24 protein-coding genes are annotated in these 25,568 nt (G+C 46.7%); 7 read left to right on the top strand and 17 right to left on the bottom strand.

What is annotated here, in order from left to right; all coding sequences use genetic code 11:
* Positions 1-44: 44 nt before the first annotated feature.
* On the top strand, positions 45-1,232 hold the full coding sequence (locus tag ACQ5DJ_RS26900) for an MFS transporter (protein ID WP_429845114.1): 1,188 nt from the start codon (positions 45-47) through the stop codon (positions 1,230-1,232).
* A 76-nt stretch (positions 1,233-1,308) separates the two neighbouring features.
* Here the strand turns inward: ACQ5DJ_RS26900 and ACQ5DJ_RS26895 are convergent, their stop codons facing one another.
* Entirely contained in the window at positions 1,309-2,637 is a 1,329-nt protein-coding gene (locus ACQ5DJ_RS26895) for an ATP-binding protein (protein WP_429845113.1), read from the bottom strand.
* 210 nt (positions 2,638-2,847) lie between these two features.
* On the opposite strand from ACQ5DJ_RS26895, the gene ACQ5DJ_RS26890 reads away from it, so the two are divergent.
* Entirely contained in the window at positions 2,848-4,032 is a 1,185-nt protein-coding gene (locus tag ACQ5DJ_RS26890) for an amidohydrolase (protein WP_429845112.1), read from the top strand.
* Positions 4,033-4,088: 56 nt separating this feature from the next.
* On the opposite strand, the gene ACQ5DJ_RS26885 is transcribed toward ACQ5DJ_RS26890, so the two are convergent.
* From ACQ5DJ_RS26885 to ACQ5DJ_RS26825, 13 genes are all read right to left on the bottom strand, one after another.
* Positions 4,089-5,252 (bottom strand): FAD-dependent monooxygenase, encoded by a 1,164-nt coding sequence (locus ACQ5DJ_RS26885; protein WP_429845111.1) that lies wholly within the window; start codon positions 5,250-5,252, stop codon positions 4,089-4,091.
* A gap of 15 nt (positions 5,253-5,267) precedes the next feature.
* The gene (gene cysK, locus ACQ5DJ_RS26880) at positions 5,268-6,182 is read right to left on the bottom strand and encodes a cysteine synthase A (RefSeq protein WP_429845110.1); all 915 of its coding nucleotides are present in this window, start codon (positions 6,180-6,182) and stop codon (positions 5,268-5,270) included.
* A 133-nt stretch (positions 6,183-6,315) separates the two neighbouring features.
* Positions 6,316-7,368: a hypothetical protein gene (locus tag ACQ5DJ_RS26875; protein WP_429845109.1), complete on the bottom strand. Its 1,053-nt coding sequence runs from the start codon at positions 7,366-7,368 to the stop codon at positions 6,316-6,318.
* A gap of 125 nt (positions 7,369-7,493) precedes the next feature.
* A complete protein-coding gene (locus ACQ5DJ_RS26870; RefSeq protein ID WP_429845108.1) occupies positions 7,494-8,306 on the bottom strand; it encodes a hypothetical protein in 813 nt (270 codons plus the stop codon).
* Positions 8,307-8,468: 162 nt separating this feature from the next.
* Positions 8,469-9,455 carry an ROK family protein gene (locus ACQ5DJ_RS26865; RefSeq protein WP_429845107.1) on the bottom strand — a complete coding sequence of 329 codons (987 nt, stop codon included), beginning with the start codon at positions 9,453-9,455 and terminating at the stop codon, positions 8,469-8,471.
* 27 nt (positions 9,456-9,482) lie between these two features.
* Positions 9,483-10,307 (bottom strand): sugar phosphate isomerase/epimerase family protein, encoded by an 825-nt coding sequence (locus ACQ5DJ_RS26860; protein WP_429845106.1) that lies wholly within the window; start codon positions 10,305-10,307, stop codon positions 9,483-9,485.
* A 5-nt stretch (positions 10,308-10,312) separates the two neighbouring features.
* A complete protein-coding gene (locus tag ACQ5DJ_RS26855; protein WP_429845105.1) occupies positions 10,313-11,287 on the bottom strand; it encodes a Gfo/Idh/MocA family protein in 975 nt (324 codons plus the stop codon).
* Between the two features lie 15 nt (positions 11,288-11,302).
* A complete protein-coding gene (locus ACQ5DJ_RS26850) occupies positions 11,303-12,277 on the bottom strand; it encodes a Gfo/Idh/MocA family protein (protein ID WP_429845104.1) in 975 nt (324 codons plus the stop codon).
* 13 nt (positions 12,278-12,290) lie between these two features.
* Positions 12,291-13,280: a Gfo/Idh/MocA family protein gene (locus tag ACQ5DJ_RS26845; protein ID WP_429845103.1), complete on the bottom strand. Its 990-nt coding sequence runs from the start codon at positions 13,278-13,280 to the stop codon at positions 12,291-12,293.
* A gap of 27 nt (positions 13,281-13,307) precedes the next feature.
* Positions 13,308-14,150 (bottom strand): carbohydrate ABC transporter permease, encoded by an 843-nt coding sequence (locus ACQ5DJ_RS26840; RefSeq protein ID WP_429845102.1) that lies wholly within the window; start codon positions 14,148-14,150, stop codon positions 13,308-13,310.
* A 30-nt stretch (positions 14,151-14,180) separates the two neighbouring features.
* Positions 14,181-15,140 (bottom strand): carbohydrate ABC transporter permease, encoded by a 960-nt coding sequence (locus ACQ5DJ_RS26835; protein WP_429845101.1) that lies wholly within the window; start codon positions 15,138-15,140, stop codon positions 14,181-14,183.
* Between the two features lie 70 nt (positions 15,141-15,210).
* Complete coding sequence (locus tag ACQ5DJ_RS26830) at positions 15,211-16,491, bottom strand: ABC transporter substrate-binding protein (protein ID WP_429845100.1); 1,281 nt, start codon at positions 16,489-16,491, stop codon at positions 15,211-15,213.
* A gap of 153 nt (positions 16,492-16,644) precedes the next feature.
* On the bottom strand, positions 16,645-17,862 hold the full coding sequence (locus ACQ5DJ_RS26825; RefSeq protein ID WP_429845099.1) for an ROK family protein: 1,218 nt from the start codon (positions 17,860-17,862) through the stop codon (positions 16,645-16,647).
* Positions 17,863-18,068: 206 nt separating this feature from the next.
* Between ACQ5DJ_RS26825 and ACQ5DJ_RS26820 the strand changes: the two genes are divergently transcribed.
* Positions 18,069-18,311: a hypothetical protein gene (locus tag ACQ5DJ_RS26820; protein WP_429845098.1), complete on the top strand. Its 243-nt coding sequence runs from the start codon at positions 18,069-18,071 to the stop codon at positions 18,309-18,311.
* 250 nt (positions 18,312-18,561) lie between these two features.
* On the opposite strand, the gene ACQ5DJ_RS26815 is transcribed toward ACQ5DJ_RS26820, so the two are convergent.
* The gene (locus ACQ5DJ_RS26815; protein WP_429845097.1) at positions 18,562-20,742 is read right to left on the bottom strand and encodes a glycosyl hydrolase family 18 protein; all 2,181 of its coding nucleotides are present in this window, start codon (positions 20,740-20,742) and stop codon (positions 18,562-18,564) included.
* A 322-nt stretch (positions 20,743-21,064) separates the two neighbouring features.
* Here ACQ5DJ_RS26815 and ACQ5DJ_RS26810 point away from each other — a divergent pair, with 322 nt between their 5' ends.
* From ACQ5DJ_RS26810 to ACQ5DJ_RS26800, 3 genes are all read left to right on the top strand, one after another.
* A complete protein-coding gene (locus tag ACQ5DJ_RS26810; protein ID WP_429845096.1) occupies positions 21,065-21,583 on the top strand; it encodes a hypothetical protein in 519 nt (172 codons plus the stop codon).
* 402 nt (positions 21,584-21,985) lie between these two features.
* Positions 21,986-22,525 (top strand): YdhK family protein, encoded by a 540-nt coding sequence (locus ACQ5DJ_RS26805; protein WP_429845095.1) that lies wholly within the window; start codon positions 21,986-21,988, stop codon positions 22,523-22,525.
* A gap of 52 nt (positions 22,526-22,577) precedes the next feature.
* On the top strand, positions 22,578-22,928 hold the full coding sequence (locus ACQ5DJ_RS26800) for a DUF1259 domain-containing protein (RefSeq protein WP_429845094.1): 351 nt from the start codon (positions 22,578-22,580) through the stop codon (positions 22,926-22,928).
* Between the two features lie 726 nt (positions 22,929-23,654).
* On the opposite strand, the gene ACQ5DJ_RS26795 is transcribed toward ACQ5DJ_RS26800, so the two are convergent.
* Both ACQ5DJ_RS26795 and ACQ5DJ_RS26790 read right to left on the bottom strand, forming a co-directional pair.
* Positions 23,655-23,876, bottom strand: coding sequence for a helix-turn-helix domain-containing protein (locus ACQ5DJ_RS26795; RefSeq protein ID WP_003387736.1), 222 nt, complete (start codon positions 23,874-23,876; stop codon positions 23,655-23,657).
* A 359-nt stretch (positions 23,877-24,235) separates the two neighbouring features.
* Positions 24,236-24,442 (bottom strand): helix-turn-helix domain-containing protein, encoded by a 207-nt coding sequence (locus ACQ5DJ_RS26790; RefSeq protein WP_429845093.1) that lies wholly within the window; start codon positions 24,440-24,442, stop codon positions 24,236-24,238.
* Between the two features lie 641 nt (positions 24,443-25,083).
* Between ACQ5DJ_RS26790 and ACQ5DJ_RS26785 the strand changes: the two genes are divergently transcribed.
* Positions 25,084-25,568 (top strand): hypothetical protein (locus ACQ5DJ_RS26785; protein WP_429845092.1); only part of this gene is annotated, 485 nt, incomplete at its 3' end.

Here is a 25,568-nt window from a genome sequence, read left to right as displayed (position 1 = left end):
TACTATCATGGTAGTAACCTTTTAAGTTGAGAGGAGCTATTGTTTTGAATCCACGTGTCTTCATCTTAGCGATTGCTACCTTTGTTGTAGGTACGGTGGAATTGATTATCGGTGGTACACTCGATCTGATTGCTCGTGATCTTCAGGTATCGATTAGCGCTGCCGGACAATTAATCACCATATTCTCGCTGGCTTTTGCTGTTGCGGCTCCTCTGCTCCTGCATGTTACGAGGCGTGTCGAGCGTAAAAAGCTATACTTGTATGCATTAGCGGCGTTTTTCCTGAGTAATGTTCTCGCGGCACTTAGTCCGAGCTACGCTGTATTAATGACGGCGCGCATCTTTAGCGCTGCAAGTAGTTCCATCCTGATTGTGCTGTCGATTACGATTGCAACGAGTCTTGTGGAACCTGCTTATCGCGGCCGTGCCATTGGTGTTATTTTCATGGGGATTAGCGGTTCTCTCGTACTCGGCGTCCCGGTCGGATTGGCTCTGGGGAATGCCTTCGGATGGCGTGCCCCGTTTTGGCTAATTGCGGTTCTGAGTATCGTTGCAATGATCTTTATCCTCTTGTTTTTGCCAAAAGTTCAAACTGCACCGCCGATCCCGCTGCGTGATCAAATGACTACCCTCCGTAGCGGCAAGCTATTCAGTGCATTGTTTATCGTCTTGTTAATGCTGACAGGTCACTTGACGCTGTATGCATACTTTACTCCTTATCTGCAAACGACGATGAATGTGGACGGAACGACACTGAGCTGGATTTATCTCATTTTCGGAATTGCTGCCGTTGCAGGCGGTGGTATTGGCGGTTGGATCTCAGACAAATGGGGAGCAACCAAGAGCATTCTGTTCATCATCCCAGTGTTTGGCTTGATCATGTGTGTCTTGCCGTTTTTTACAGGTTCGCTTTATTTGTTCTTACCTATCATGGTAATCTGGAGTGCGCTTAGCTGGGCAATTTCGCCAGCACAGCAAAACTATTTGATCTCCTGCTCCCCTGCTACCGCAGACATTCAATTAAGCTTGAATACTTCTGCCCAGCATTTAGGTATCGCCCTTGGCTCTCTGGCTGGCGGTCTCGTCGTCGAGCGGTCATCTGTCATCTACACGCCTTGGGTTGGAGCAGTGTTCGTCCTGCTTTCGTTCGGGTTTGCCTTTTACTCGATCTCACGTCCATTTCAAGCACAGGAAAGTCAAGTAGCGCAGCATGCGCCAGGACAAAATGCATAGCGACTCGCAAAAGCAAAAAGCCGTCAAATCGTTGACGGCTTTTTCTTATCATCCTAGAATCGTTTTCGTTACTTGCCTATTTCACTGGCAACCGGACGGTAAATCTCGTGATTCCCCGTTCGGACCAAACCTCAATTTTCCCCTTGTACTTGTGAACAACTGCATCTACGATCGTCAGACCCGTTCCACGCGAGCCACTTTTTTTCTCTGTTTTCGTTGTATAGCCATTCTCGAAAATACGTGCACGTTGTTCTGCCGTTATTTCCGGTCCTGTATTTTCCACTTGGAAAATAATGTGTTCTTCATCACAGCAAAAATAAATGCTGATTCGCTTTTCCCCATCCGCTAACTCAGCCGCTTCAATCGCATTATCAATCAGATTCGATAAAATTTTGATCAGATCAACGGAAGGAATACTATCCATAGGATCAGAACATTCTTCAAATTGCATCACGATTTGTTTGGATTTAGCCTGCTCCCATTTGGTGTGAAGCAATACCATTAAGGCAGGATTCGCAAACCTCACAGTGAGGTCCAGAAGCTTGGTTTCTTTCAGCAGCGACTGCACGTAATCTCGTGCTTTTGGATAATATCCGCATTCGATCAATCCGTACAGCACTTGCATGTGATTGACGAAATCATGGCGTATAGAACGCATCGAGCAAATGACTGAGCGCAATTCATCCTGATAGGTTTCTTCCGTCTCGCCAACTGCTGCCTTGATAGCGCGTTGGTACCAGCGTTCCATGCAAAGAACCAGGAAGATCAGTACGACGACAAACAAACCTTGAATCGCAAAAACGGGAATGCTGCTACGAACGACATCATTTCCAATGTCCTCGATGATGGCTACGTCCGTATCTACTCCGATGATTCCGATGATTCTCCCATCTCTATCTCTAAGCGGCGCGCCCGCAGACATGTAGACCCCGTAATTTGGATCTCTGATAATATCTGAGTAGTACGCTGATGATCCTTCGTAAATCATTTGAATGTGCTCAGAAGATAGAACAATAGGAATACCGATATCAAAATTTTGCTGCGCATTTGGAGGCCTTGCGACGATCATCGCGCGACCACTCTGCCTGTCTTCGTTGATTTGAATCGTGTATAAATACAGCAGACCGAACTGCTCACGCGCTTGATTCAATTGCTGTTCGATTCGTTCATAGGCAGGGGTCTCTTTTACCGGATTTCGTAAAAACTCTTGGTACGCGTCAACATCTAGAATGTCCGCTACCGCAGAAGCAGCTTTCATGCTTTGATTCGCAATGGAGAGTCGGACGGATTGAATCGTATTGAAATAGGAAATCGCGATGCTTACACAAGTCAAGATCAAAACAAGGATACCTGAAACGAGCATAATGAGTAGTACTCTAGGATTTTTTGGGTGTGAACTCGTCATAATCTCCTCAATCCATCTGTACTAAAAACACGACCTTTTGAACATGTCTCTCTAATATTCTAGAGATTTCTACTGGAAATGTCTACATATTATGAATTCAGCTTCATTATAGTTCTCGAAATCATACATTGAATTATGATTCGGAATATTTTTATAATAAAGCGAATACGAAATACCAATCTCTTTCCCTAGGAAAAAGGAGTGGGTTCGATGGAAGAAAAATGGTTTGCCCGACTGCAGGAGATTTATCCAGAGCTTGTTTCATTCAGACGTGATTTGCATATGTATCCCGAGCTTTCCTTTCAGGAGGAAAACACAGCGAAGAAAGTTGCGGACAAGCTGGCTTCTTTTGGAATAGAAGTACAAACCGGTGTAGGCGGCATGGGTGTTGTCGGTCTCTTGAGAGGTGGAAAGCCAGGAAAAACAGTTGCGTTGCGCGCTGACTTCGATGCCTTGCCCATTCAAGATGAAAAAGAAGTACCGTATAAGTCCCGCATTCCAGGAGTCATGCACGCCTGCGGTCACGATATACATACTTCCGGACTTTTGGGAGTCGCCCAAGTGTTGAGCGAGTTCCGCGACGAGCTCCCAGGAAATGTGGTATTTCTGCATCAGTTCGCGGAAGAGTTGCCACCTGGTGGCGCCAAAGCCATGGTTGAGGCGGGTTGCCTCGAAGGAGTCGATGTCGTGTATGGCGCGCACGTCGCCTCCGAGCTTCCCGTAGGCACGGTCGGGATCGGTCATGGCTACATTACGGCAGCAGCAGACAGCTTCGAGATCGTCTTGTACGGAAAAGGCGGACACGGTGCTTATCCTCATACCTCCGTTGATCCAATCGTATTGGGCAGTCAGGTTGTCATGAATTTGCAGCAGATTGCCAGCCGTCAGGTAGATCCGCTGAAACAAGTCGTTCTGTCAGTTTGCTCCTTCGTGGGCGGGGGCGAGGCGTTCAACGTCATTCCTGATCAAGTAAGACTAAAGGGGACCGTCCGCACGTATGACGAAGAAGTGAGAGTCGCTGTCGAGCAATCTCTGAAACGTATCGTGGAAGCCAGTTGCCAGGCAGTCGGCGCTACTTGCGAAATCATATACCAACGCGGCTACCCAGCTACTTGGAACGATGAGACAGAGACTCCGCTTTTTGTAGCAGAAGCCAAACGTATTTTTGGTGAGGAGCGCGTATTGAAAATTCCACCTGGCATGGGCGGAGAGGATTTCGCTTACTTTGCTCAAGAGCGCCCCGCTACCTTCTTCATGGTCGGTGGGCGCAACCCGGAGATTCAGGCGACGTATCCGCATCATCATCCCAAATTCGATGTCGATGAGCGCTCCATGATTCAAACCGGTCAGTTATTCATTGCAGCGTTGCTTGCCTATCAGGCGCGTCATCAATAAGCGGACCGTTGAAAGGCAAGGGCCTCATGCTCCTTGCCTTTTTTCTGCCGCCGTATTCACACCTCGTGTCCAACAATCCAGTCCAGTCTTCTGCTCTGGATACGGGCAGGGATCGTTTTTAGCAGGAAATGACGAGCCGCGATGGCCAACGGGTTTTCCCACTGGGTGACTGCCCCCATCAAGCGGGAACCTTTCACAATCGCATTCGCCCGCTCCTTCCGTTTCTCTTCATACATGCACAGAGCGTGAGCCGAGTCCGTGTTAGCTTCTGCCAAGCATCTGGCCAGCACGAGAGCGTCTTCCATTCCCTGACCCGCCCCCTGCCCCAGATTCGGCAGCATCGGATGTGCCGCATCGCCTACTAATGTCACCCGGCCCTCACTCCATCTCCTGAGTGGTGTACGGTCGTAAATATCGTGCCGCAAGATGGCCGTATCCTCTGTCGCCTCAATCACTGCTCGTACCGGCTCATACCAGCCGTCCAGTCGGCGCAAAGTCTCTCGCTTCCGCCCCAGCGGCCCATCTTTTTCTCCCTCAGGTGCATTGATGGCGGCAAACCAATGAATTCGATTGTTGCCGATATGGGAAAACCCGAACCGAATCCCCCTGCCCCATGCTTCAAAGCCGCCTCCTGATTCCAGTGGATAACGAGGGTCTTGGTAAGTAGCAATCCCGCGAATCGCGGTGTACCCGGAGTATCTCATCGACTCTTCACCGAACAGTCTCTTCCGTACATGAGAATGAATCCCGTCCGCTCCGATCAGAATCGCCCCGGGTGTACTTGACCCATCTGCAAAAGCGGCTTGAACCCTTTCTTCTTCTTGAGAAAAAGATACGAACTGCTTGCCTAAAACCAATTCATGCGTCGAGATTTTCGCCAATAGAGCCTGCTGTAGATCAGCCCGATGAATCAAGTAGCTGTCAGCCCCGTACCGTTCTGCTTGTTCCGCGACAGGCAGCTCGACTAACAAATTTCCCTTCCAGTCGCGAATTCTTGCTGAACGGACGGCTGCCCCAAGCTCGCGTACTTCCTGTCCAACTCCCAGCTTATCCAATGCCTTCATTGCATTGGCAGCCAAAACGATTCCAGCTCCGATGCCTTTATGCTCCTTTGCTTGCTCATACAGCGTCACTTGCCAACCCTTTTGCTTCAAGGCAAGCGCTGATGCAAGCCCGCTCAAGCCTGCACCGATGATTAGCGCGTGTTTTTCGTTGCTCATCGCCTTTTCTCCTAATTAGAAAAGATTCATACTCAAATACCGCTCCCCCGTGTCAGGCGCAATGCAAACGACCCGCTTACCCACTCCCAGCCTTTTAGCAATCGTGATGGCAGCAAAGACCGAGGCACCCGACGAAGGGCCGACGAGTATTCCTTCCAACGCTGCAAGCTGCCGCATGCTTTGTAGGGCGTCTCCGTCTGCGATTTGAATGATTTCATTATAAATGCTTGTATTGAGGATTTGCGGAACAAAACCAGGGCTCGTGCCGACCAGTTTATGTGGTCCAGGCTTTCCGCCAGACAGAACAGGGGAGCCTTTTGGTTCGACGACAGCGATATACAGCTCCGGGAGCTTTTCCTGCAACGCTTCGCCTGTTCCGGTAATCGTTCCGCCCGTCCCAGCTGTGGCGACAAAAGCATCCAGTCGACCATTCGTTTGCACAAAAATTTCCTCAGCTGTCGTCGTTCGATGGATGTCCGGGTTCGCCTGATTCTCGAATTGCTGAGGAATAAAGCTGCGCGGAATCTCTTTTTGCAGCTCTTGCGCTTTCGCAATCGCCCCCGGCATCCTCAGCTCGCTCGGTGTCAATACAACCTCTGCCCCATACGCTTTTAATATATTGATCCGTTCCTTCGACATATTGTCAGGCATGACCAAAATCGCACGATAGCCTTTTGCTGCGGCATTCATCGCCAAGCCGATTCCGGTATTTCCGCTCGTCGGCTCTATGATCGTATCCCCCGGGTGGATCACTCCCGCTTGCTCAGCCGTCAAAATCAGATTGTAGGCAGCGCGGTCCTTCACACTCCCGGACGGATTGAATTTCTCCAACTTCACAAAAACCTCTGCTGCTCCTTCAGGAACCATGCGCCTCAGTCGAACAATCGGCGTATTTCCAATCAATTCGGTAATGTTCTGGTAGACGCTCATCGTACTCCTCCTGGAAAATTTGCCTTATGATCATCTCTTAGTAATACTATAAGAATAATACAATTTTTCCGACCTGAAAACGATAAGGGTGCTCAAATAGGAAAAAGCTCTCGAATGAGAGCCTTGTTCCTGTCTAAAAACCATACTTTGCTTTTGTCTGATTCCGTACATTCACCGCTTGTTGATACAGACTGTTCGCGGTTTCTTTCACTTTAGCTTGTCCGCTTTTGTCTACCGAGCCTTGGCGCTGCTTCGCCTGCGTGATAGAATCAGTCGCCGTCTTGACTGCCGCATGGATGGCTTTTTCCCGTTTCTCGGCATCTGGCACGCTCGCTTTGATTTCCGCCCATATCGTTTGGATATTCTTCATGTCGGTCTCCATGATGGCGATCATTTCCTGCATGTTTTTGTTTTTATCCTGGATCGAGCCATCCATCGTGTTCATCCCATCGACCAACACCTTCATACTGCCCAGCGTTCCTTGCATGACCTCGAATTCCATCTTGCTCAAGCCTGGCTGCACCGAATAGGTACGAATCTCTTCCAATAGTCTTTGCAGCTCCGCTATTTGATCGTTTGAAAACTGCGCTTCATCCGTAAATTGCAGCTCGTCCAAATACTTTGCCGTTTCAATCAGATCAGCCTCTAGCTTTCCTGTCTGTTCTACTTTTTTGGCGAAGTCGACACGTGCTGCTTCTTTGACTCTTTGTTCTGCTACTTCTTTCTTTTTTACTTCCGCTTCCTCGTTGGTCCGCTTGGTTAATGTCGCCAATTTGCTTTCGTACGCACTTTTGTTTGTGGCAACAAAGCTCGTCAGTCCCTTATTCTCTTCCATAAGTAGGCCGTCAAATTGGAGCTCATCCCCCTTCACTGTGCCGATGATATCCTGACCAGTTGCCGGATTTTTGAGAGTCAGCTGCTCCCCATCCAGCGTTCCCGCAAGCAAGATCGACTCGGTTTTCAGAACAGGGATGCTGTCTTCTGTTTCCACGATGGAATCCTTCAATTCAACGTTTACTTTCTCGTTATTCACCGTGACACTCGTGTATAGCATGCGTGTATCGTCTTCGTACAAATACCCTTCCGCCAGTGTCACAGGACCAAAGAAACGATAGCCTGCGTATCCCAGCAATGCGACGATGACCAGAGCCATGACGATCATGATGCTTTTGTTTTTTCCCTTCATGCTGCGACCCCTTTGCCCACAAATTCTATTACGTTTGACCTGTTTTTCCTGCCAAAACGTGCCATGGTTTTATGATACATGAATCGCGGTGGAAAACCCTATGAGTCTAAAGGCCAAAACACTCATTAAAAGTACGTGTTCCCAAAATCGTGACTAAAATCGAGTGTTTGACCTTCTTCGATTGTAATGGTAGAAACCTGATATTTCTTATCCATTAGACTCAACGATAAAAATGCATCCCATTTTTGTATGTATGGTTTCAATTTAGTTATGGGATATTCATCCACAGGCAGGTCAATGTTGCGAGTAGTTTGTTCGGATACGACCATGATGTGGTATTCTCCCACCGGTAAGTTACCAATCTCGTAGTTTCCATATCCATTTGCTTTTACTGCGAATAATCCCGAGTTTTTTGGAGCTAAACCTATAGCAAATACCCCCTCTTCTACATCGGTAATCGTATTTTTATCAAAATCTGTACGAATGAGCAGAATCCTTGCATTCACATCCGGCTTCGTCCCAACAAAATCGTTATACTGCCAAGTAATCGTACCCTTGAGCGATCCCTTTTGGGTAGGAAGTGCTGGTTGTTCTGGTTGTACGACATTACTTTGTTGGCCTGCCGTTTCAACAGGGTAAGCCGCTGGCATCGCCACGTCCGTTGCACTATTTCCCCCCGGCGTAACAGGTACAGCATTCGACTGCTGATTTGTGCCCGCTTCCTGACCTGTAGACACCGGACTTACGGGTGCAGACTGATTCGTTTCCTTTTTCGCTACGGGTCGCGATCCTAGTAGATCATCAAGATTTTTCCCAGATAAATAGAAAATAGCACCGCTGGCAATTCCGAGGATGATGGCAATTACCAATAAAAAAGTAAGGAGTTCTTTGAAAAATCCAGGCTTCTTCGCTGCTTTTGCTGTTTTGGCATCTGCCATGGTACCCCTCCGTCAGTCTCTCTATCAAATTATGTGAAGATTTTCCAATCAATATTTTACCAATAGATAGAATCTAGGTCTAGGCTCCTATGACTCGCACTGTACAGGAAACAGGAAAAAGCCGATGTCTACCAAACATCGGCTTCTAACACTTTCATTCCGTTATACCTCAACCATTTCACGCTCGGACGGATAATACATGCCTGCAGCACCGAGCACACCTGCTTCCGCTCCAATTGTAGTCAACTGGATGCTCGCTTGGTTTGCCATCCGAGAGATAGAGCGCTCGCGAATGACGTTCTTCGCTTCGGCTAGCAATAGCTGTCCGTTCTTCATCACACCGCCACCAATGACGATCACCTGCGGATTGAACAGATGGATCAGATTGGTCAGCCCGACCCCGAGATAATAACCAGCTTCCTTCATCAAAGTCATACTGAGCAAATCTCCCCGAACCGCTGCCTCTCCGACCTCTCTAGCCGTTATCCTGCTCAGGTCATTCCCATTTTCAACGAGCAACGAGCTTGTAACACCCTGTAGAAGCTGTTCCCTGGCTCTACTTGCCAAAGCCAGCCCAGACGTGTAATTTTCCAGGCATCCTCTATTCCCGCACACGCACAACGGCCCTTCGGGATCTATCGAAATATGCCCGAACTCTCCGGCACTATCGCCAACACCTGTAATCAGCCGTCCTCCACTAATAATGCCAGCACCAACACCCGTACTGACCGTTACATAAATCAAGTCTTTCGTGCCTCGTGCACTTCCAAACGCCCATTCTGCTACCGCTGCTGCATTGGCATCATTGATCAATTGCACGGCTACGCCAAACCGCTCCTGAAGCATCGCACCGATCGGCACATCGCTCCAGTTTAGATTGCTCGCAAAAATGACCATTTGGCGCTGCGTATCAATAATTCCCGCAGTTGCAATCCCGATCCCGCGAATGCGAGAGAGATGGATGCCGCTATCATCTAGGACAGTCTGCACCAAATCACCGATACGACCGATGACTGCCTGCGCTGCCTCTTCTGTTTGGGTCGCTGCAATCGCCTGACTGAGGATGTTGCCATGCTGGTCGACGATCGCGGCTATGATCTTTGTACCACCCAGATCAATCCCGATGGCATATGGTTTGTCTTGATTCATCTTACGCTTCACATCCTTGCTGTCCATTCACGATTGAAAAATGGCGTCCAACACTTGGGACGTATGCGCGATCAATTGCTCAGGCAACTGGCTATAAGGCGAGATTTCCGGAATGATGTAGCCGTCGTACCCAATCTCACGCAACGCTTCCACCACGCGGTTCCATGGAATATCGCCAGCGAGCAGCGGAACGAAACCTGTGATATTGCCTGTCGACGTCTTGAAATCCTTGACGTGAATAGCTTGGATTCTCTTACCCAAAATGCGAATCCATTGCTCAGGAAAACCGAATTGCAGCACGTTGCCTACATCAAAATAAGCGCCTACCCAAGGACTTTCTACTTCATCGATCAAGCGGGCCATCTCCAGTGGACTGAGCAAAAACTTGTTCCACACGTTTTCTACCCCGATGTACACCTGATGCTGCTCCGCCTTCTTTGCCAAGCGCTGCAAGGCTTCACGTGCCCGCTCGTAGGCCGTATCGTACGACACCTCAGCCGTTACGAGTCCTGGGACGACGAGAACAGTCCGTGAGCCAAAAACGCTTGCCGCCTCTATCATTTTCTCGACAACACGAATGCCTTGCTCGCGAATCGTTTCCTCATTGTGTGTCAACGGATATTTCCATAAAAGGGCCGTAGAGACGCTTGGCAGCTCCAATCCTAGTTCGCGAGCCTCGTCCGCCAAGCCCTTTAATTCCTGCTCTGTCATCTCTAGATGAAAGGGGGCATCTCCCTCGTCCAAATTCAGTTCTACCCCTTGATAGCCATGCGCCTTCGCCTGGCGAAACATTTCTTGCACGCTCGTTTCCTTTGGGAAGCACCACGCATTAATTCCCTTTTGAAAAGCCATGTTGCTCACTCCCCTTTTCTCAAAATAGTGACAGGCTTCCCTTCTTGTGCCGATTGATTCGCTGCTAACGTTACTTCTAGCGTCTTTCTGGCTGATTCATACGGCGACAGAATCACACTGCGATCCCCTGTCAAAATCGCTGTAATAAACGCCCGATCCTGCTCCACATACATATCCACTACGCTCTCTTTCGTACGTGTTCCCTGCTCATCCATGATCACTAATTTCTTTCCGTCGATCATGACGCGGAAATCTTTGCCCAAGATTTCTACATTCGTACGGTGATCCTGCTGAATGAAGCACGTATCCAGATGTCCTAGCGCCCCTGACTGAAACACCATACTGATGGAAGTCACGTCTGGAATATCGATGTTCGGAATGTCACACGAGACGAGTAAGGCCATCTGTGCATAGACCTTCTCGATATCTCCCGCCAAATACCGCATCATGTCCAGCGTATGTGTAGCCTGCTCGACAAGCTGTCCACCTGACTTACCCATTTCCCTCCACCAAGGTGTCGTGACGAACTTGGTCAAATAATGGCCGCGGACGAGTGCAATCGACTTGCCCTCCAAGTACGCTTTGGCTTCCTGCACGATATCGAGATAGCGCAGGCAATAGCCAGTCGCGGCGATAACCCCTGCCTTTTCAATCGCTGCTTGCTTTTCGTTCACTTTCTGTATGTCCAGCCCAATTGGCTTTTCCACAAATAGATGAATGCCTTTCGCTGCTGCCATTTCCTCAATCTCTTCATGTGCAAAAGGAGGCACACATACGAATAAAGCATCCAGCTTTTCTGCCTCCAATAGCTCACGCCAAGAGGTGTAGCCATGCGCCCCAATGCGCTCAGCAGTCTCTGCAGCCGCCTCTTGGTTCACGTCGCACACTGCAACGACCGTTACCCTTTCGTCCGTCAACAAGCCTTTCAAATGATGCTGCCCGATTCCACCTACACCGATCATGCCTACACGTACACTCATGCGTCATTCACCGTCCTAGCGTAATACGACTGGTTGCTTCTGTTCAGCGGATTGATAAGCTGCGAGTGCTACTTCCACCGCTCGCAAACCGTCTTCACCCGTAATCGACGGTGCTTTCTTTTCACGCACGCTGGTGACGAAATCTTTGACCAATTGACTGTCCATGTCATCGCCCCAGTTGACCCACTTCAAGCCTTTTTCATTGGAATAGACATCCAGCTTTTGAGAAAAAGCGTCTAGCGAAATCGTGCCTTCTGTCCCGATAATTTCCATCGTTACGTCTCCCCATGTCGGGAATGCCTTGTTGCGAGACCAACTGCAATCGAGTGTAGCGAATACCCCATTCTCGAACTCCATGGTCAAAATGCCGCAATCATCAATCGGCGTATCGGAAAACTTGCTGTCTACCTCCGCATAAACCTCACGCACTTCAGCGTCCATGAACCAGCGCATCAAATCAACAACGTGAACCGTGTGATCGATCACTGCACCTCCGCCGGATTTTTCCGGATCGACGAACCAGCCACCAGGATTTTGTCCACGGTTCGTACCCCGGATCGCCATGATACGTCCGACCTTGCCTTGCTCCACCAATTGCTTTGCTCGCACGACAGCCGGATGGAATCGCACTGGGAATGCCGTCTGCAAAATGACGCCCTGTTCGCGGCAAAAGTCGATCATCTCTTGAGCAGCCTCTGCTGTTGTCGCCAACGGCTTTTCGCACAAGATATGCTTACCAGCCTTCGCTGCCGCTAACGTATGCTCTTGGTGCTTGGCATTTTCCGAGGTGACGATGACCGCATCGATATCCGTTGCGAGCAGCTCATGATAATCGGTGAAAAACGGAACGCCAAACTTTTCAGCCGCCGTCTTTCCGCGCACTTCATCCTCATCTGCTACTCCGACCAATTGAACCCCATCTAACTTCGCAACCGCATTTGCATAGCTGTATGCATGCATATGTGCAACACTGATGATTCCGAGTTTCATGTCCAGTCCCCTCCTACACCAAAGTTACGGGTTTGCCCGTTTCGATTGACACAAGCGCAGCACGAGCGATTTCTACCGCTTTCACGGCGTCTTCTGCTGTCACGAGTGGCTCCAGATCACGGTCGATACATTCGATGAAATGCTTCAGTTCTCTGAAATACGGGTTTTCACGCAACGGACTCTCCGGAACTGCGACTCCGCTCATGCCTGCTTGTTTCGAGCGATTAACCGCCACTAACGGTTTTTCCTTCGAGCTGTCGTAGGAAATGATACCTTCCTTGCCTGCCAGCTCCATTTTCATCGCGAAGCCTTCATGTGCCCACGAGCCTTCCACATGTGCAATCATGCCGTTCTTGAAGCGAAGCGTAACCAGTGCGTAATCCATCCGAGCAAAACCTCGGCCAAGCAAGCCTTTCGCGTACACACGCTCCACATCCCCGAAGCACCAACGCAGAAAGTCAAAATCGTGAATGATCATATCTAAAACAAGGCTGCCACTGTTTTTGTAGTCCGCGTACCAGTCGTTCCAGGCTGTCGGGAAGATACCACCGCGGAACGTACGTGCCACACCAACGTTGCCAATCGCGCCGTCATTAACCAGCTGACGGGACTTTTCGTATTCCGGGAAGAATCGAAGAACGTGTCCGACGAACAGCTTGACGTTCTTCTCCCGACAATAATCAACGATAAAACGAGCTTCTTCCTTATCACGAGCCAACGGCTTTTCGCAAATGACATGCTTGCCCGCATCCGCAGCCTTCTTTACATAGGTTTTATGCAGGTACGTAGGTAAACACACGTCTACGATGTCAACCTGCGCCAGTTTTTCTATAGCCTCTTCATAGCTTTCAAACCATTCTGTTTTTGTCTCGGCTGCCAGCTCTTTTCCTCTCTCGCTGCGGATATCGACGATCCCGACCAGCTTGACGTTTTCCATGGCAGCATACGATTTCGCGTGAACAGTCCCCATGGTTCCTGCTCCGATTACCAGAACATGATGCATAATGGTTTCACTCCTTTTGGGAAAAGTCTATTTGGACCCAGTTAGGGTAATTCCCTCGACAAAATGTTTCTGCAAGAAAATAAAGACAATGATCATCGGCCAAATGGCAAGTACAGAGCCCGCCATCAAAATCGGGTAGTTCGTCAAATTGGTGTGCTCGCCCGTCAAGTACGCCAAACCAGCGGACAGCGGCATTTTATCAGGCGTGCTATTGACGATCAGCGGCCACATCAGGTCGTTCCAAGACCACAGTGCTACGAAAATGGCGAGTGCGATCAAGCCGGGCTTCGCCAGCGGCAGCATAATTCTCCAGTAAATCTGAAAGTGGTTGCAGCCATCGAGCTTCGCCGCTTCTTCCAGTTCTTTTGGCAGTGACATGAAAAACTGCCGCAAAAGAAACGTTCCGAATGCACTGAACAAGCCCGGTACAATCAATGCTGTCAACGTATTTAGCCAGCCGAGCTCTTTCATGATCATAAATTGCGGGAGCAGAAACACCTGACCTGGTACCATCAAAACGGTCAAGAACAGGATGAACAAGGCGTTTCGCCCTGGAAATTCAATTCGCGCGAATGCGTACGCCGCAAGCGAGCAAAGGAATACTTGCCCGACTACCTTCGCCGCGGTTGTGATCACGGTATTCCAATAAAAGTCCAAGAACGGCAGCATCTCAAAAATATGGGTGTAGTTCTCCCATTGATACTTGGTCGGCAAAATGACCGGAGGCACCTGTGTCGATTCGCCCAGTGACTTGAGAGAAGTGAGAACCATCCAGATGAATGGCGCAATCATCACGAGTGCACCTGCAATCAACAACAGATGAATCAACAGCTTCTTGCCCATTTTGTTCCGACTCGTATAAACACTCATTCCATATCCCTCCCGTCTGTTCCGCTTTGATTAATCATAGTGAACCCATTTTTTCTGCAATTTCATTTGAATAGCCGTGACAATCAGGATCATCACCAGAAGCACGACGGCAACTGCGGCCGCATAGCCACCGTTCCCTGATTCAAATCCATTGGTAAAGAACAAGTACGCCATCGTCTGCGTTTGCTCAGTCGCTGGATTGCCCATTTTGCTTCCAAGCATCAGATAAATCAGGTCAAATACTTGAAAAGCCCCAATCAAGGAAGTGATACTGACGAAAAAGATCGAAGGAGTCAACAACGGCAACGTAATCTTGAAAAACATGCGAACCGGTCCCGCGCCGTCAATTTCTGCTGCTTCGTAATAGCTTCTCGGGATGCCTTGCAGTCCGGCCAGAAAAATCACCATGTTGTATCCGATGGAGCTCCAAACGGCAACGATAATCACCGCATACAAAGCAATAGCGGGATCAGATATCCAGCGTGGCCCCTCAATGCCTACCAAGCCCAGCAAATAATTGATCAGACCGTAATCAGCGTTGTACAACCATCTCCACACCATCGCCACCGCTGCCGCCATTGTCACAACGGGCAGGAAGTAAAGGGTGCGATAAATCGTAATCCCCTTAATTTTCTGATTAAGCAGCACAGCGATAAAAATGGAGATAGCGATACCGACAGGAACGGCGACCACTGTATAAATCAGCGTGTTTTTCAGCGCGATCCACAAGTAAGGGTCCTTGAACAACAACTCGTAATTATGTAAGCCAGCCCACTTGTACTTGCCGAATCCTCCCCATTTGGTAAAGCTCAAATAAATGGTTTGTACGATCGGCCATAAATAGAAGACACTCAACCCGATCAGTGTGGGAGCAATCATGAGATACGCCCAGAACCAATCACTTCTCTTCATGCGATTCAACGATTTTTTCGTTTTTGGCTGGACGGCGGCGTGCATTTCAGGCTGCAACTGGCTGCTCATCGCATTCATTCCCTCCTTACATAAGCTTTTCAAAAAAGATGGCCTCGTCCATGATACGAAGCCATCCATCATGGACCATTTATTCTTGGCTAAGCATTTCGTTCATTTTTTGTGCGAGCTCTTTGGATGCATCCTCTACGCTCATTTGTCCAGCCCAAGCCTTGGTCATGAGCTCTGTTTCCAGCTTGGCCCATTTTGCCGTGTCCTTCGAGATCGGATACGGTTTCGCTACAGCTGCCTGATCAATAAAAATTTTCAGACTAAAGTTCGGCATGGATTGTATCCATGTATCCTGTGTTCCGTTAAATGCCGGAATCGCAGCACCCGATTTTGCCAGGATTTCTGCTCCTTCTTTCGAGCCCAAGAATTTCACGAATTCCCATGCTTCCTTCGGATGTTTGGTATTAGCCGAAATCACGTTGCCCAGGCCGTGAATGACGCTTGTGTTCTCTTTCCCTTTTGGAAGATACGTCACGTCCACTTTGTCCTTTGTATACTCATTCTTATTAAAAGCGGATGCCATCCATGATCCGTTGTACATCATCGCGATCTTGCCTGATTCAAACAGCTGTGTTGCCTCTGTTTCGGATAATTGCGCTGCTGTTGGCGATGCTTTTTCGTTGATCAGGTCTGTCCAAAACTTGAGGCCTTCAATCGTTTCCGGTTTGTCATAGCCGGACGTTTTCCTGTCTTCCGAAATGATATAACCACCGCTTTGATAGATCGTGTTATAGAATCCGTCCTGTCCATAAGGAGGTGCTGCAATTCCCCAAACGCCTTTTTTCTCATCCGTCAGTTGCTTTGCTACTTCCTTCAGCTTGCTCCAATCCCAGGTTTCGTCTGGATACGGAACTTTTGCGTCGTCAAACAGCTTCTTGTTGTACCAAAGGCCAATGGTGTCGAAATCTTTCGGTAGCGCGTAGTTTTGTCCATCGTAGGTGTAGAGATCAACGAGAGCTTTCGGATAATTGTTCAGATCAATGCCATCTGCCTTGATTTGATCTGTAAGCGGCAAGAGCATGTCATTCGCTGCGTATTTAATGATACGTGGACCATTAATCCAAAAAATGTCCGGCAAGGTGCCACCCGTTGCGGCTGCCTCCATCTTTGTCCAGTATTGCTTGTTAGGCGTTAACTCGATTTTGATGTCCACGTTCGGGTTCTTTTCGTTAAACTTTTTCGCCATTTCCTCCATCGCAGGCAATTGGTTTTTGTCCCACAGCGCATAGGTGAGCGTTACCTTTTCGCCTGAAGCAGCACTGCCAGTCGTTCCAGCTGGTGCGGAGCTCTGTCCGCCGCCCGAACATCCTGCCACCGCTACCAAGAGAGCAGCCATTGCAATCGAAACCAACTTCTTCATCAGAAATCCCTCCTCGATTTACGTTCTCCACTTTTACCCCCAAAATATTGCCAAACACGACACGCTCCCCTTTTCGACTCGCCCCCTTTCAACGATTTTTGACGGCTCAACTTTCTTTTTCCAATGACCAAATAAAGTTTTCAAAAAAAGATGTTACAAGCTGAAGTGAAAAACATCTTGTAACAAAACAGCAGCAGCAGCCTTGACCTCGAAATCAGCCCCCAATACAGTTGGACGGAATTCCAGCCCTTCGACCATCGTTCCCATCGCTTGAGCCATCACTTGTTTTTGGATACGCTCAAACAACACTTCGTTGTCCCGGATCATTTCTCCACCCAGAATGATCAGGCTCGGGTTGAACAAATTCACGAGATTCACAATACCGATCGACAAGTACGAAGCGATTTCGTCGACGATGTCTTGGCATACTTGATCTCCTTGGTGTAGTGCTTGGCGAAAGACATCAAATGTGATTCTTGTCATATCTCCATCCGCCAAATCCATGACGAGCGTTTCTTTTCCGCGAGTGACAGCGGACAGAATGCCTGAGTAAATGGCTGGCCACGCCACGTAGTTTTCCAAACAGCCAACGTTGCCGCAGTCACACCGCATCCCACTTCGATCGACTGTCGTATGCCCGAATTCACCTGCTCCACCACGACTTCCACGGAAGATGGAACCGTTTACAACGAGGCCCGAACCAACCCCTTCTCCTACGGTGACAAAAAGGAGATTGTCAGCGTTCAGTCCACCACCGAAGTTTTTTTCTGCCAGGGCGATTGCATTGGCATCATTGTCGAGCCATGTGTTTAACCCAAAACGCTCTTCTGTCATGTCCTTTAACGGAACATCATGCAAACGCAGCTTGGAGTTGAAGCGGATGACCCCACTCGCTGCATCGACAATCCCTGGTGCGATGATAGAAATACCCAGACAACGACTAACATCATCCACCGACTGGAGAAAGTCCTCGATAGAATCCAGCACATACTGGATGATCAGGTCACTCACTAGACCCGCTTTTACCGGATAGATTTTCTTTTTCTTTGTAGCCACTTCCAAATTCATTTCGGCAATCGTAATCGCTGTATTCGTAATAGAAACGCCAATCAAAAACTTCCCGTCTGGACAGAAGCGAACCATAATCGGCTTACGGCCACCCTTTGACTCACCTGTTCCATCTTCTGCAACCATCCCGTCACGGATCAGCTCATTGACTGCCGAGGTGACTGTAGTTGGACTGATGCCCTGCTTTTGGCGATATCGCTTCGCGAGATGGGCCCAAACTGGCGAATAGTGTCGAGTATAATAAAGCGATTGAGCTCTTGGATTAGTTTCAGATCTCCAGTTCTGCGCATCGTATTCGTTCATCCTTTGTTTTTCCAATGACTTTATAAAGTGATCATACTGAAATTTGTATTTTGTGTCAATTTCGTTTTTTCTTATATTTCGATCAACTTTTTCTGATTGAAAAAGAACCTCCCTTAACCTGCTGGCAAAGGAGGTTCTTCTTGCTATGACTTGGCTTTTTTCTTGTGTATGTTAAAATTTACAAAAAAGGGAAATGGGGCGTTAGTATGAGTGAGCAGCCCTTTTGGTTTAAAGCGACAGCAACTATTGTTGTTGTCATTGGAATTTTAGGACTACTGACAAGTGTCGCTTTCATTCGGCTATTAGCATTAGTAGGCCTTGTCGTTATCTGTGCCTCGAAAGGCATATTGGAATGGAAAAAGAACAGAGACTGGGCTGTTATTATTTTTGGTCTAGTTGCAATACAAATTGCTATTTGTATCAAGGCATTCTATCACTTTTTTACATAAGTCACTTTGTCAATTCGACATGGGTGGTAAATATTTCTTGATTACTATTATGAACATTAATATAATAATAGTGAATTTGGAATTTTAAGGAGGGGCTTCTATGAATACTGCAATCGCGATTCTTACTTTTATTGGAGATCTTATTCCATTAGTCCTCCAACTGTTAAAAGCCTTTGCTTAATTTCCAAACGAACAAATAGGGGCTGTTCCTCCGTCATTTTCATGACTAGAGGGACAGCCCCTTCCCTACTTATTGGGTATCTACATTTCCTTCTGTCTCCTCCACAACTGGCTCATCTACATAACCCTCGACGCCTTCAACTGCCGCTTGTTGTTGAACTTGCCAGAGAGCTGCTACATTTGCTGGCTCCCATCCTACGAGTGAAGTGTGTGGTTGCAGACATTTGTAAACCTTGCCTTGATAGCTGACCAGGTCACCAGGCACGTAGCTTACATTTGGTGCCCATGCTGGGGTTCCCGGATTTGCAGCATCTGTTACACCTACTACCTCGACGCTCTTCTGTGAAGAATTACCTGCTGCATCCTTCGCTACCACAGAGAAGGTATACGAAGTGTTAGGCGTGAGTCCTGTAACAGTTGCAGTCGTAGTTGTTACATCCGCAGCTAATGCTGTCCCGTTGTAAACCTCGTAATTCGTCACCGCGATGTTGTCCGTAGAAGCAGCCCAGCCGAGACTAATACTTGTACCTGTTTTCCCTGTTATGACTAGATTGCTAGGTGTGCTAGGAGGTTGATTGTCTGGTTGAATTGTATCCGTCGTAACCGCTACCTCATTGCTTGCTACGGAGGAATTACCTGCTGCATCTTTCGCCTTCACAGTGAATTGGTACGTAGTTCCTGCTGTAAGCCCGCTAATTGTAGTAGTTGTACCCGTTACCGTTTTCGCTAGTTGAGTGCCATTGTATACCTCATAGCTAGTAACCCCTACATTGTCGGTAGCAGCTCCCCAACTCAGGCTAACAGTTGTAGCTGTTTTAGCAGTCGATTGGAGAGTGGCTGGAGCTGTCGGCGGTACGTTGTCGACTGGAGCTGTCCCACCCAGAAGATCGCCATTCACTTTGTCTAGCAGAGCCTTGTTACGGTCTCCGCTAAATTCCCAGAACATTGCGCCTGCCAACCCTTTGGAAGTAATAAAAGAAGTTTTGTGTCCGATCGAAGTCACATCGTCATAGCTAATATATGTTTTCGAAGCCGGGTTGAAGAGGTAAGGCACTTTTGCCGCGTCATTCCAGTGGCGTGTGAAGCCATTTTTGTTCACATAATTATTTTGGATATCCGTGAAGTCAAGCATACCAGGTTCCCACGTTCCTACTGAAGGCCCCGTGCAATTTTGATATTCTCCATTGTTTGCCGTTCCGCAACCCGACCAGCCCCTTCCGTAAAACGGAAGTCCGAGAACGAGCTTGCTGGCAGGAACACCGTCACGAAGATGGCCCTCTACAGCTGTTTGGATATTATAGGTTTGAGCATTTGGCAAACCAGCTGCTCCTGCTGCCGGATCATAGGCCAACGGAGCGTTATGTCCGCTCTGCTTTTGGAAGGCTCCATAGAAGTCGTAGGTCATAATATTGATCCAATCCACAACCCGCGCAATATTTCCAAGCTCTGTATTTGCGGCATAACTAGGGCTGGCACCAGAGGCAATCGTCAAATAATACTGTTTGCCATCCGTTACCTCAGCCGCATCGAGTTTGTCTCTAACAGCCTGTAGCAATAGCGTGTAATTTTGTTTATCTTCTGGACGTGTGCTGTTTCCAGGCAGGCCTCCACTAACTGGGTACTCCCAATCGAGATCGACCCCATCCATCTGATATTTCCGGATAAAATCTACCGAGGACTGTGCAAATACTTGGCGTGCAGCCGGATCTGCTGCTACATCTGAGAAGCGATTGGACCACGTCCAGCCCCCGATCGATATTAAAGTCTTTAATTGAGGGTTTTTTTGCTTTAATTTTGCCAATTGATTCAAATTTCCTCGGATCGGCTGATCCCACGTATCTCCTGGAAAGGACTTTTGCACATCAATCCATGGATCTCCGAGAACAACTGTGCCATTCGGGGCGTTAATATTGCCTACTTCATCCTGGCAAGCCCAAGTTTGTGGATTGGGCCCCGTTGGATCTGGGTTGCCGTGTCTGCCATTCCAGCAAATATCCGCAAATGCGTAGTTAATATGCGTTACTTTATTGGGATCGATATCCGTTACATTGTAGTTTCGTCCATAAGCTCCCCATGAGGGATAGTAGCCAATAATTTTGTAATTGGATACCGCTGTCGCCTCCGCTTGATTTTCCCCTGCTTGCGCCGCCTGTGCCGCCATGGGCAATACGGAGGTGACAAGCAGAGCACCTACCATTAGAACATTCCTAACACATTTCTTGAATTTCATAGTATCCCTCTCGATCTTCATGGATTTTGTTACAAATCCATCTTATTACGACTTATATCACGATATGCTAATGTATTTACATAAATGGTAATAAAAGGGTGATCCGACGCAAAAGAACAAAAAAAACCCCACCCTTCCGACCGAGGGAAGAAAAGGAAGGGTGGGTGGACTGGGTTCTAATCTCTAGTTCACCAAGTTGAATGAAATTCCTAAAAAACAACCAAAATCCAATTATTAACATTTTTGTAACAAATCACTCCATACACCCAAAGGAAAACAATTGCTAGTCAAGAAATTACTATATTGAAATTGGAAAAAAATTACAATTGAGGAGCTGTTTTTTATGAAGCGCACTTTGTCTTGCCTATCTGCTACATTACTTTTAGCTAGTATGTTGGCTACACCATCGTATGCTGAGTCAAATAAGAAGACTGCCACCTCTCATTCTTCAAAGTCAAGTCAGTCACTTCAAGCAAAAGCAATAGATCCACATCTACTGAATGGTTTTCGGGTGAAAGAAACTAACAGTGCAACTGTATATTTGGTCATGGATGGTAAAAAAAGAGGCATTGTTAGTGCCGAAGTTTATTTTAAATTGTTTAATAGTTGGGATGGTATTAGGGAATATTCGTCCCTAAGCAGTATTCCCGATGGGCCAGTCATTGGTGAAAATGCTCAACTGATAAAGTTCCAAAGCAGTGCAACTGTCTATCTTTTAGATGAAGAAAATGGAAGAGTCGTTAAGCGCGGCATCACAAGCGCATCTGTTTTTAACAAATACAATTTTGATTGGAGCAAAATTATTGTACTTGCTGACTCTCTAAAGAATGCATTTCCCGACGGTTCCCTACTAGACAAATAAATTTAGTTTTAACAAAGTTTGATAATAGACACACCTCTTACATTGCGCTAAGAGGTGTGTTGACGTTTCTTGCGTCTTTCATGTTCTCACGAGTAATGGTTTGTTAATTAGCGATTGCGACCACTTCATGAAATTCTTCTATTTCTTCATTAGCACATATTTCGCCAACTTTCATTCCGTATTTCTTGACATACTCCCCTCCCATTTAACAAATCGTGCGCTTTGTATAAATATCCCAATTGAATTTTCCATTCTACCAGCCCTTGAATACTCCACTGTTATTTTAAATGCTCCATTTTATACGGAAGAATATTTTCTTTTACAACGTCACAGACTAAAGGCGGTGAATCAATAATATGGGGCACGAGGAAATACCTTCAAAAATAGAGGTGATGTACTCAAATGAAAAAACAACTGACCTTTCTTATTGCCGTCACGTTTATTGTTTTAGTTGGATTAGGATTTTTTACAAGTCAACAGTCTGCTGCAAACATGAAGTATTTAGGCATGAAACGTTCTAGTTCAAGTGAAGTTCCTAAAGGGTTACAAGAAGCAAAGAATCCAGCCTACCCTGTTGGAAGTCAAGCAATTATCCAAGCAGATCATATGCCAGGTATGAAAGGCGCAGTAGCAACGATCGTGGGTGCCTTTGATACGACAGCGTATGCTGTTTCGTATACTCCGACAAATGGTGGACAACCAGTGAAAAATCATAAATGGGTTGTCCAAGAAGAGATTAAGAATGCGGGTAACGTAACTTTGAAACCAGGAACGAAAGTAACCTTAGAAGCAAATCACATGCCAGGTATGTACGGTGCAACTGCTAAGATTGATTTAAGTGAACGTACCACCGTGTACATGGTTGATTACACTCCAACAACTGGTGGGCCACCAGTGAAAAATCATAAGTGGGTAACAGAAAGCGAGCTTTCACCAAAATAAATGTTTGCAAAGTAAGGTAATACGAGCTCAGTCGCTGCAGGAGATATTTTCAATGGCCATCGCTCCACTTTGCAAGCAATTTGGTGACATACTTGAAATTTCGCCCCAGATAATTAATGGCTTATGCACCTTAATGACAGTTAGGAATATTCCCGTAACAATTTTAGGGCGTCCTTCTCGTTCCGCACTAACGATACCGATGATGTTTTCATTTGAATCAGTGGATCAAAATGGGAAGGCGCTTTGTTTGGGTGAAACAGTGATTCTCCCACTCGTTACTGCCCTTCACAATCACTGGCTTTTTAACAACCCTGGCATCATGTTTATACACTTTGAATCAATAGACGAGCCCGTCCAATTTGCCTATAAAGTTCGCCACGCCATTTCAGTCTTGAAGCATTAATCTTTACCCCTTTATGGGGTATTTTTTACGTATTCCCGCTGCGAAGATTTTCCTTCTTAACTATCGAGTTAAATTAGCTCGATCGCTCTTACACATTTTGTAACTTTTTTTGATACCCTCTGAGTTTCCTTCGGTTCAACAACTATCAATGAACAATCCAGATTCAATGTAAGACAACAATAATTATCAAATTGAGCAGTTTGTTAAATCACAGCCCAAAAAAATTCTGAAAATTAGTATTTATATATTTTTCTGTATATGTTAAGCTTTAATTATTGGTAATAATTTACTTTTTTGGAGGTGGATAACTGTGATAAAGCAATTTCTTCAAGCGTTAGGATCAAAGCAACCATATTCCCTTTGCATGCCTCCTTGGTGCATTGAGACAATGAACGGATGCTTCTGCCCGTGGGGTCATAATTAATTCCATAGCGACTGTCTCAAAAGCCCTAATGTGGCTGAGGGATGGTCGTTTTTCTATTTATCTGCTCATATTCTATTAGATTTCAGCTCTGACCATTTAACAAAATTGAGCTTGTGTTCCCATCGATCTGCTGATTCCGTTGGTGGATATAAAATTTCATTTATATAGAAAGTACCGCTTGGTTATCTGCTCGCGTGTACCATTTACCCAAATAGTAATAAAAGGGCATTTAAACGCAAATGAGCATAAAAAAACCCTCCCTTCCGACCAAGGGAAGAAAAGGGAGGCTGGGTGGACTGGGTTCAAATCTCTAGTTCACCAAGTCGAACGAGTTCGACTACTGCCTGAGATCGACCTTTGACACCTAATTTTTGCATGACATTACTAATGTGATTGCGTACAGTCTTTTCGCTGATGAAGAGTTGTCCGGCAATCTCTTTGGTTGTCTTATCTTGGACCAAGAGTTCAAACACTTCTCTTTCGCGATTCGTTAACAACGGCTTGGTTTGGTCGCTACCCTTCAATAGTAAATACAATACCCAACGAGTTCTCACCAATATAAACCTCTAGGAACCACACAACGTTGATGTCACTAGGTTTTACAAGCTTGCCACTGCTTGTATTCCTCTTCTCATCACCTTCTCAAACCACTCTAAACTGCTATAATAACATCAAAATTAGCATCAATTCTTATTCATTTATACTTTTAAGCATAGTTCAACAATAATAACCATTATTGTTTATACAATTTAGAAAAGTGAGGATGATACGGATTTTAGTGCTCCTATCGAAAAATTACGACAAATGTTGTTACCAATGACAAATTGAAAACAGTCAGATGGAATTGGATTACAATTTGTAATGCATGAAGCGCCACTTAGCGCTACTCATCTGATGATGATTGAATTCCTTCGAACCAATTAAGGAATACTTGCTTCGATACCCTGATCCTCCTGCCAATCCGGACAACGTGGAATTGACCAGAATTGCACAATTCATATGTTTGATTAATTCCTATGTTTAGGAACTTCTTAATGTCTTCTGCTTCAAGAACATCAGGCAAATCATTTTTACTCACTTTAGCTACCATGTGAACACCCCTCTCCTTTACAATACATTTTTAGTCATTATTTAGGTCGTCCTATTCCGATTGTTCGTAAGCATTTTTAACAACCTGAATGTCAAGAACGACAGCTATTTTATAAATTTGCCTTCCACTTGATGGTGTAGTATGTGAATTCACCTATCTGCGGGTTGAATTGGTTGTTGTATATCGAATAATCAGTGACCCTTTCGCATTGCTCAAATATCGCTCAGTTCTATTCCATCATAAAATGCCTTATGACTGACGATTGCTGCGGTGGCTGCCGTGCAACCTGGTCTTCAAGATCTCATGATTTGCTTGCAAGAGCGACAATCTAATAACTACTTCCCTCAATACCTTTTAGTACCGTTTTACGCATTTGATCGACTTTCTTACCTAGTTTTTCTACTTTGAAACATCAAAATACATTCATAGAATCGAACTTCGGCAAGCCTGTTCGTTAACAGTTGGGGAAAAGCATTATTCTGACGTGCCACTTTTCCCATAATGTTTCCCCAATTGATTGCCGATAATATTTTTATATAGATTTTCGAAAACCTTCTACCAGAGGGTGGTAAGCTTTTAGACCCTTACCATATCCTGGGTCCTTTGACTGGTTTCCCATTAACTTGTGCAGGGTGGTTCTCATGTTTGCTTCCAAAATAATCGGCCTGGCAGCACTTTTGCTTGTCCCCATTTTCTTTTACATCCAAATGGCAATTCCAAAACTGCGAAGTGCCTTTATCCTGTTCCTTGCCTTTGCCAGTGCCGGCTTGGCTGGGTATTCCAGTGCCTCAAGTATTGGGATCGGATGGACTGTCAGTCTTGCTTTCTTGACTTTTTTGGGTATCACAGTCTCCGTCATCTACATGAGTAAACGGGAAGATCAACAAATTGAGCGGCAATTTGAGCTGGCGTTAAAGTCGGATCACGCTGTATTTGTCATGCCAACTGATAAAGTTGATTTTGCTTCCCACTCGTTGCCTGGCGGAGAAGAATGTTTGCCTGCTATCACTAACACGTCTATTGAAGTGCTTGCCATTAAGCAGCACGAAGCGCCGATTCCTGCAGAGGTTCTTCCTGCAGAGGTTCTTCCTGCAGAGGTTCTTCCTGCAGAGGTTCTTCCTGCAGA

This window comes from Brevibacillus sp. FIR094 (assembly GCF_050477165.1).
Taxonomy (GTDB): Bacteria; Bacillota; Bacilli; order Brevibacillales; family Brevibacillaceae; genus Brevibacillus.
This window is presented reverse-complemented; position numbering and strand designations above follow the sequence as displayed.

What these genes read in the sequence shown, in the direction of transcription:
- ACQ5DJ_RS26810 (WP_429845096.1), top strand. Translation starts at nt 21,065, where the DNA reads ATGAAGCGCACTTTGTCTTGCCTATCTGCTACATTACTTTTAGCTAGT.
- ACQ5DJ_RS26835 (WP_429845101.1), bottom strand. Translation starts at nt 15,140, where the DNA reads ATGAATGCGATGAGCAGCCAGTTGCAGCCTGAAATGCACGCCGCCGTC.
- ACQ5DJ_RS26825 (WP_429845099.1), bottom strand. Translation starts at nt 17,862, where the DNA reads ATGAACGAATACGATGCGCAGAACTGGAGATCTGAAACTAATCCAAGA.
- cysK (WP_429845110.1), bottom strand. Translation starts at nt 6,182, where the DNA reads ATGAGCGTCTACCAGAACATTACCGAATTGATTGGAAATACGCCGATT.
- ACQ5DJ_RS26815 (WP_429845097.1), bottom strand. Translation starts at nt 20,742, where the DNA reads ATGAAGATCGAGAGGGATACTATGAAATTCAAGAAATGTGTTAGGAAT.
- ACQ5DJ_RS26840 (WP_429845102.1), bottom strand. Translation starts at nt 14,150, where the DNA reads ATGAGTGTTTATACGAGTCGGAACAAAATGGGCAAGAAGCTGTTGATT.
- ACQ5DJ_RS26875 (WP_429845109.1), bottom strand. Translation starts at nt 7,368, where the DNA reads ATGAAGGGAAAAAACAAAAGCATCATGATCGTCATGGCTCTGGTCATC.
- ACQ5DJ_RS26820 (WP_429845098.1), top strand. Translation starts at nt 18,069, where the DNA reads ATGAGTGAGCAGCCCTTTTGGTTTAAAGCGACAGCAACTATTGTTGTT.
- ACQ5DJ_RS26870 (WP_429845108.1), bottom strand. Translation starts at nt 8,306, where the DNA reads ATGGCAGATGCCAAAACAGCAAAAGCAGCGAAGAAGCCTGGATTTTTC.
- ACQ5DJ_RS26865 (WP_429845107.1), bottom strand. Translation starts at nt 9,455, where the DNA reads ATGAATCAAGACAAACCATATGCCATCGGGATTGATCTGGGTGGTACA.
- ACQ5DJ_RS26790 (WP_429845093.1), bottom strand. Translation starts at nt 24,442, where the DNA reads ATGGTAGCTAAAGTGAGTAAAAATGATTTGCCTGATGTTCTTGAAGCA.
- ACQ5DJ_RS26800 (WP_429845094.1), top strand. Translation starts at nt 22,578, where the DNA reads ATGGCCATCGCTCCACTTTGCAAGCAATTTGGTGACATACTTGAAATT.
- ACQ5DJ_RS26805 (WP_429845095.1), top strand. Translation starts at nt 21,986, where the DNA reads ATGAAAAAACAACTGACCTTTCTTATTGCCGTCACGTTTATTGTTTTA.
- ACQ5DJ_RS26885 (WP_429845111.1), bottom strand. Translation starts at nt 5,252, where the DNA reads ATGAGCAACGAAAAACACGCGCTAATCATCGGTGCAGGCTTGAGCGGG.
- ACQ5DJ_RS26845 (WP_429845103.1), bottom strand. Translation starts at nt 13,280, where the DNA reads ATGCATCATGTTCTGGTAATCGGAGCAGGAACCATGGGGACTGTTCAC.
- ACQ5DJ_RS26895 (WP_429845113.1), bottom strand. Translation starts at nt 2,637, where the DNA reads ATGACGAGTTCACACCCAAAAAATCCTAGAGTACTACTCATTATGCTC.
- ACQ5DJ_RS26855 (WP_429845105.1), bottom strand. Translation starts at nt 11,287, where the DNA reads ATGAGTGTACGTGTAGGCATGATCGGTGTAGGTGGAATCGGGCAGCAT.
- ACQ5DJ_RS26860 (WP_429845106.1), bottom strand. Translation starts at nt 10,307, where the DNA reads ATGGCTTTTCAAAAGGGAATTAATGCGTGGTGCTTCCCAAAGGAAACG.
- ACQ5DJ_RS26890 (WP_429845112.1), top strand. Translation starts at nt 2,848, where the DNA reads ATGGAAGAAAAATGGTTTGCCCGACTGCAGGAGATTTATCCAGAGCTT.
- ACQ5DJ_RS26830 (WP_429845100.1), bottom strand. Translation starts at nt 16,491, where the DNA reads ATGAAGAAGTTGGTTTCGATTGCAATGGCTGCTCTCTTGGTAGCGGTG.
- ACQ5DJ_RS26850 (WP_429845104.1), bottom strand. Translation starts at nt 12,277, where the DNA reads ATGAAACTCGGAATCATCAGTGTTGCACATATGCATGCATACAGCTAT.